We start from the raw sequence: 6,152 nt of genomic DNA, 5'->3' as shown, positions 1-6,152 counted from the left end.
CTCCTCCTGGAAGGCGCGGGCGAAGCCACCGTCGCCACCCTCGCCGACGTCTACCCCAACCTCCTCCCCGCCGGCCAGGAGCGCCGCCAGGCGCTGCGCACGCTCGGCGTCCAGCGCCTCCCCCTCGCCGAGGCGATCGAGTCCCTCGCCGGGACCGAGCGCCCGACGCACTGGTGGCACCGGCTCTACGACTCCCTCACCGGCACCGACCCCGAGGCCCTCGGCGGCCTCCCCGTGCCGCTCGCCGACGGCCTTACCGTCACCGGCCCCCGCCAAGTCCTGCTCCCTCTCCCCGACTCCGACCCCGCCCGTATCGCCCGCCTCGGCCTGCGCGTCGCCCACCCCGAGGCCGCGCACCCGCTGCTGGAGAAGCTCGGCGCCACCCCGGCGACGCCCCGCGCCGTACTCACCACTCCCCAGGTGCGCGCCGCCGTCGCCGCCTCCCTCGACGACGACGAGGCCTGGCACGAGGACGAAGAAGCGGCCCTCACCCCCGACGAACTCGCCGCCACCGTCCTCGCCCTCGTCCGCGACGCCCACCTCGCCCCCGGCGACGAGCCCTGGCTTGCCGCCCTGGCCCTCTCCGACGAGGACGGCGAACTCGCCCCCGCCGGCGAACTCGTCTATCCCGGCAGCCCCTTCGAGCAGGTCATCCGCGAGGGCGAACTGGCCGCCTGCGACGCCGGCCTCGCCGAGCGCTGGGGCGAGCAACCGCTGACCGCGGTCGGCGTGCAGGCGAACTTCGCCCTCGTCCGCGCCGCCGACGTCGTCCTCGACCCGGACGAACTCGAGCCCCGCGACAGCGACTACCCCGAGCCCGACGACCCCGGCCTCCTCGACGCCGTCGACGTCTGGTGCGAGGACGTCCTCGACCGCCTCGACGAAGAACCCCCGGTCCCGCCGGTGGTCACCGAGCTGATCGGCGTACGGGACCTCGACCTGGTCGCGGACGACGCCTGGCCGCAGGCCCTCGCGATGCTCGCCCAGCCCCCGCTGCGCGACGCGCTCACGCAGCCCGCCCGCATCCTGCTCCCCGACGGCGGTACGCAGCAGGTCCGCCCGTACACGGCCTGGTGGCTGCGCGGCAATCCGGTCCTCGACGGCCGCCGCCCGGCGGGCCTGCGCGCGGCGGGCGGCGACCCGCTCCTCGCGGGTCTTTACGAGCCCGCCGACACTGCATCTGTCACCGACGACCAGGTCCTCCGCGCCCTCGGCGTACGCACCTCCGCCGCCGCCCTCCTCGACGAGCCGGGCGGCGCCGCGGAGCTGCTGACGCGCCTGGCCGACCCCGACCTGCCGGTCACGGCGCCCCAACTGCACGCCCTTTACGGCCTCCTGTCCGCCCTCGACCCGGAACAGGTCACGCTCCCCGACGACCTGCGCGCCGTGGTCGACGGCGAGGTGGCGGTCGTGGACGCCGCCGACGCCCTGGTCGCCGACGCCCCGGACCTGATCCCCCTGGCCGCGGGCCGCCCGCTGCTGCCCGTACGCCCGTCCGCGGCCGCCGACCTGGCCGAACTGCTCCAGGTGCCGCGCCTGAGCGAGGCCTACGAGGCCCCGGTCACCGCCCCGGGAGAGCCGCGCGAGGTCCCGCAGCCCGTACGCACCCTCCTCGGCCCGGCCACCCCGGCTACGTACGAGGAACACGACGAACTCGTGCTCAACGGCGTCGAACTCGACTGGCGCCGCACCCCCGACGGCGTCCTGCACGCCGCCACCCTGGAGGGCGTCGCGGCCGGCCTCGCCTGGGCGGCGGGCCAGTGGTCCCGCCGCTTCGAGGCCGCGGCCCTGCTGGAGGACCCGACCCGCACGGAGGAACTGGCCCAGGATCGTTGGTTCGACTGACGGGAACCGCCGCTCTTTTTGCCATCGGCCGTACAACCATTTCCCGTTGTGCCGAACATCACTGGACGTCTCCGACTCATGGCCCAAGTGTCCGGATTTTTCCGATGTGAATTCGCCGTAGGCCCGCTTAATATCCCCTCACCATTCACACCCTGCCGGGGGGAAGTTCGGCAGGTATTTCACTCAGTGGGGACTTCATGCGGAAAATCGCCATTGGCGCCGGTGTGGCCGGCGTCCTGGCCCTGGGCGCTCTTGCTCTGCCGGCGGCGCAGGCCGATCCGGAGAGCGGCCTGGAGCACAAGCGGAACAGCGCCGGCCTCTTCGGTGACAAGCCGGGCGCCCGCGCGCTGGCCGCCGAGGACGGCGCCACCCAGATCACCGATGTCACCGTCAACGGCGGCAAGTACATCGCGGTCGGCACCACTAAGCAGGTCAGCTTCACCGCGAGCGTCACGGCCACGAATCCGGACGGCATCGCCGATGGCCAGGTCGCCATCTGGCACGGCTCGGACGACGCCGACCCGGAGCAGGTCTTCGGTCCGACCACGGAGAACGGCACCTGCACCGCGGTGAACGCGACCACCTCGACCTGCAAGGTCACCATCACGGTCACGCCGCACGACGACACGTACGCGTACCTGTGGAACGAGCTCGCGGGCACCTGGCACGTGGCGGCCTACGCGGCCGGCAACGACGGCTCCGAGACCGCGGACAACTTCGCCGGCACGACGCGCGTGCAGCGCTACTCGAAGCTGACGGTCAACGCCGCGCCCGAGCCGGTCACGAAGGGCAAGCCCGTCACCATCACGGGCAAGCTGACCCGCGCCAACTGGGACGACTTCGCGTACCACGGCTACACGAACCAGCCGGTGGCGCTCCAGTTCAAGCCGAAGACAAGCACCAGCTACAGCACCCTCAAGACCCCGATCACCAGCTCAACCGGCGCCCTGAAGACCACCTCCACCGCCAAGGCGGACGGCTACTGGCGCTGGAACTTCACCCCGAAGGCCACAACCACCCCCGCGGTGAAGACCTACGGCGACTACGTCGACGTCCGGTAACGCTCCACAGCGCAGCAGCAGTACGGGCCGCCGGTCACACAGTGACCGGCGGCCCGTGGTTCTCCTTGTAACCAGCGAGAGGTTCGACTGAACGACGCCTATTCGGCGGGCAGGAACTCGGATGTGTCGAGATCGCAGTCGAAGGGCGCCGGTACCCGCAGCTTCTCGCCGAAGGGCACGGTGGTTTGGGCGGCGTACCCCTCGTCGGTGGGCTGCCAGAAGAGAGTGGCCGCCGACTTCTGCATGTCCAGCAGCAGATACACCGGCACTGTGCCCTTGCCGTATGCCGTTACCTTGTCGTGGACGTCTGCATTCCGTGTGGAAGTGGACGTTAGCTCGGCGGCCAAGGAGAGCGCCTCGCCGTCGATGTGCCGCCGCTCCGTGCGGAATGCGCCCTCGGCCGCGGCGAAGACGTCCGGACCGTACGCTCGCTCGGCGGCGGGAAATGTGAAGAGGTACGGCGCAGAGTCCACGACGTGGCCTTCAGGCAGATGGGGCTCCAGCTGTCTGCGAAGCGACCGCATCACAGGGAAGTAGTAGCCCTTCGACCACGGCGACATGACGATTTTCCCCCCGATGATCTCCGTTCGGTAGCCATCGGGCACGTGCTCGTCAAGCTCCAGGAGCGTCTGCAGCAGCTCTCGGAACTCGGGCGTGCCCTGGGGGTGCTCTATCGACACCGGATGTTCGACCATTACAGCCATGATGCGCCTCCCCACGCTCGCCGACCACTACAACACACAGCGTAGCGAGCGTCACTGACAGTCGTCAGGCGTGCGGCTCAGTCCGGGAAGCGGCGGCCCACCCAGCGCCACACCCACTCCAGGGTCACTGCCGAGACCGCGGCGATGGCGACTGCCGTCCATGGCATCGTCGCGCCGACCAGTTTCAGGGCGAAGAAGTCCTGTAGCCAGGGGGTGACCATGACGATGATGAAGCCGAGGGCCATGGCCGCGACCAGGCCGACGCGCCACCAGGAGTACGGGCGGGCGATGATCGCCAGGACCCACATGGCGATCAGGAAGAGGCAGAGCGTCGCCGAGGAGGTCTCCGCGGCGAGGGCGGTCGGGCCCGTGTAGTAGCCCCTCGCGATCATGTACGTCACGAAGGTCGCCGTGCCCGCGATGACGCCCGCCGGGATCGAGTACTTCATCACCCGCCGTACGAAGTGCGGTTTCGCGCGCTCCTTGTTGGGGGCCAGCGCGAGGAAGAAGGCCGGGACGCCGATCGTCAGCGTCGACAGCAGGGTCAGGTGGCGCGGGAGGAAGGGATACGGGACCTGGCTGATGACGACCAGCAGGGCCAGCAGCACCGAGTACACCGTCTTCGTAAGGAAGAGGGTCGCGACCCGCTCGATATTGCCGATGACCCGGCGGCCCTCCGCGACCACCGAAGGCAGCGTCGCGAAGCTGTTGTTGAGGAGGACGATCTGGGCGACCGCCTTCGTCGCCTCCGAGCCCGATCCCATCGAGACGCCGATGTCGGCGTCCTTCAGGGCGAGGACGTCGTTGACGCCGTCGCCCGTCATCGCCACGTCGTGGCCGTGCGACTGCAGTGCCGCCACCATGTCGCGCTTCTGCTGCGGGGAGACGCGGCCGAAGACGGTGTTCTCGTCGAGGACCTTCGCCATCGCCTCCTTGTCGGTGGGCAGTTGGCGCGCGTCCACCGTACGGTCCGCGCCCGCCAGGCCCAGCTTCGCGGCGACCGCGCCGACCGAGACCGCGTTGTCGCCGGAGATGATCTTCGTCTCGACGTTCTCGTGCGCGAAGTACCGCAGCGTCTCCGCGGCATCGGGACGCAGCCGCTGCTCGATCGAGATGAGCGCGACGGGCGTGACGTCCTGGGTCACCCCCGTGTCGTCCAGCTCCACGGCCGCCCGGCCGAGCAGCAGCACCCGCAGGCCCTTCGCATTCAGCTCGTCGACCTCGCCGAGCACCGCGTGCCCCTCGGGCAGCAGCACGTCGGGCGCGCCCAGCAGCCAGGTGGAGGACTCGCCCTCGGCGTCGTTGAAAGAGGCCCCGCTGTATTTACGGGCCGAGGAGAACGGCAGCGACTCGGTGCAGCGCAGCTCCTCCGTATCCGGATAGGCCTCGATGATCGCCTTGAGGCTGGCGTTGGGGCGCGGGTCGGACTCGCCGAGCGCGCCGAGGACCTTCTTGACGTCGGCCTCGTCGGCGCCGCCGAGGGTCTTCAGGCCGGTGACATCCATCCCGCCCTCGGTGAGGGTGCCGGTCTTGTCGAGGCAGACGACGTCGACGCGGGCCAGGCCCTCGATGGCCGGCAGCTCCTGCACCAGGCACTGCTTGCGGCCGAGCCGGATGACGCCGATCGCGAAGGCGACGGAGGTGAGGAGGACCAGGCCCTCCGGCACCATCGGGACGATGCCGGCGACGGTGCGGCGGATGGCCTCGGAGGAGTCGCGCTCCTCGCGCAGGAGGGAGGAGAGGATCAGGCCGATGGCGGCCGGGACCATCATCCACGTCACGTACTTGAGGATCTGGCTGATGCCGCTGCGCAGCTCGGAGTGGACGAGCGTGAAGCGCGACGCCTCCTCGGCGAGCTGCGCGGCGTACGCCTCGCGCCCGACCTTGGTGGCGGTGAAGGCGCCGCCGCCGGCGACGACGAAGGAGCCGGAGAGGATGCGGTCGCCCGGGTGCTTGAGGACCGGATCGGCCTCGCCGGTGAGGAGGGATTCGTCGACTTCGAGGTTGTCGGCCTCGACCACTTCGCCGTCGACCACGGCCTTGTCGCCGGAGCCGAGCTCGACGAGGTCGCCGAGGACGATCTCGGAGGTGGCGATCTCGGCGGACGCGCCGTCGCGGCGCACCTTGGGCTTCGCCTCGCCGATGACGGCGAGGGAGTCCAGGGTCTTCTTGGCGCGCAGCTCCTGGATGATGCCGATCGCGGTGTTGGCGATGATGACGAAGCCGAAGAGGCCGTCCTGGATCGGGCCGACGATGAGGATGATGAGGAAGAGGACGCCGATGATGGCGTTGAAGCGGGTGAAGACGTTGGCGCGGACGATGTCGCTGGTGGAGCGGCTGCTGCGGACGGGGACGTCGTTGACCTCACCGCGGGCGATGCGCTCCGCCACTTCGGCGGAGGTCAGGCCATCGTGCCGAACGCCCTTCGGGCGTAGGCCGCCCGTCGCCTCGATAGCCGCCGCCCCGTCGGTGTCCACCCGCTGCTCCGCCATGTCCCCGAGGTTATGCGGTCGGGGGGCGGGACGCGCGATTGGCCTGCGGG

General features: G+C 70.5%; 3 protein-coding genes and 1 pseudogene. 2 read left to right on the top strand and 2 right to left on the bottom strand.

The window, feature by feature from the left end:
* Both G5C51_RS38980 and G5C51_RS38975 read left to right on the top strand, forming a co-directional pair.
* Positions 1–1,845 (top strand): annotated as a pseudogene (locus G5C51_RS38980) (sacsin N-terminal ATP-binding-like domain-containing protein); the annotation flags it as partial.
* A 197-nt stretch (positions 1,846–2,042) separates the two neighbouring features.
* Entirely contained in the window at positions 2,043–2,906 is an 864-nt protein-coding gene (locus G5C51_RS38975) for a DUF5707 domain-containing protein (protein WP_165245156.1), read from the top strand.
* A gap of 98 nt (positions 2,907–3,004) precedes the next feature.
* Here G5C51_RS38975 and G5C51_RS38970 read toward each other — a convergent pair whose 3' ends face one another.
* Positions 3,005–3,610, bottom strand: coding sequence for a Uma2 family endonuclease (locus G5C51_RS38970; RefSeq protein ID WP_165245154.1), 606 nt, complete (start codon positions 3,608–3,610; stop codon positions 3,005–3,007).
* A gap of 77 nt (positions 3,611–3,687) precedes the next feature.
* The gene (locus tag G5C51_RS38965) at positions 3,688–6,102 is read right to left on the bottom strand and encodes a cation-translocating P-type ATPase (RefSeq protein ID WP_165245152.1); all 2,415 of its coding nucleotides are present in this window, start codon (positions 6,100–6,102) and stop codon (positions 3,688–3,690) included.
* Between the last annotated feature and the right edge of the window lie 50 nt (positions 6,103–6,152).

This window comes from Streptomyces coryli (genome assembly GCF_011044975.1).
Taxonomy (GTDB): domain Bacteria; phylum Actinomycetota; class Actinomycetes; order Streptomycetales; family Streptomycetaceae; genus Streptomyces; species Streptomyces coryli.
This window is presented reverse-complemented; position numbering and strand designations above follow the sequence as displayed.

Coding starts and splice junctions, on each gene's coding strand:
- G5C51_RS38970 (WP_165245154.1), bottom strand. CDS start 3,610: ATGGCTGTAATGGTCGAACATCCGGTGTCGATAGAGCACCCCCAGGGC.
- G5C51_RS38975 (WP_165245156.1), top strand. CDS start 2,043: ATGCGGAAAATCGCCATTGGCGCCGGTGTGGCCGGCGTCCTGGCCCTG.
- G5C51_RS38965 (WP_165245152.1), bottom strand. CDS start 6,102: ATGGCGGAGCAGCGGGTGGACACCGACGGGGCGGCGGCTATCGAGGCG.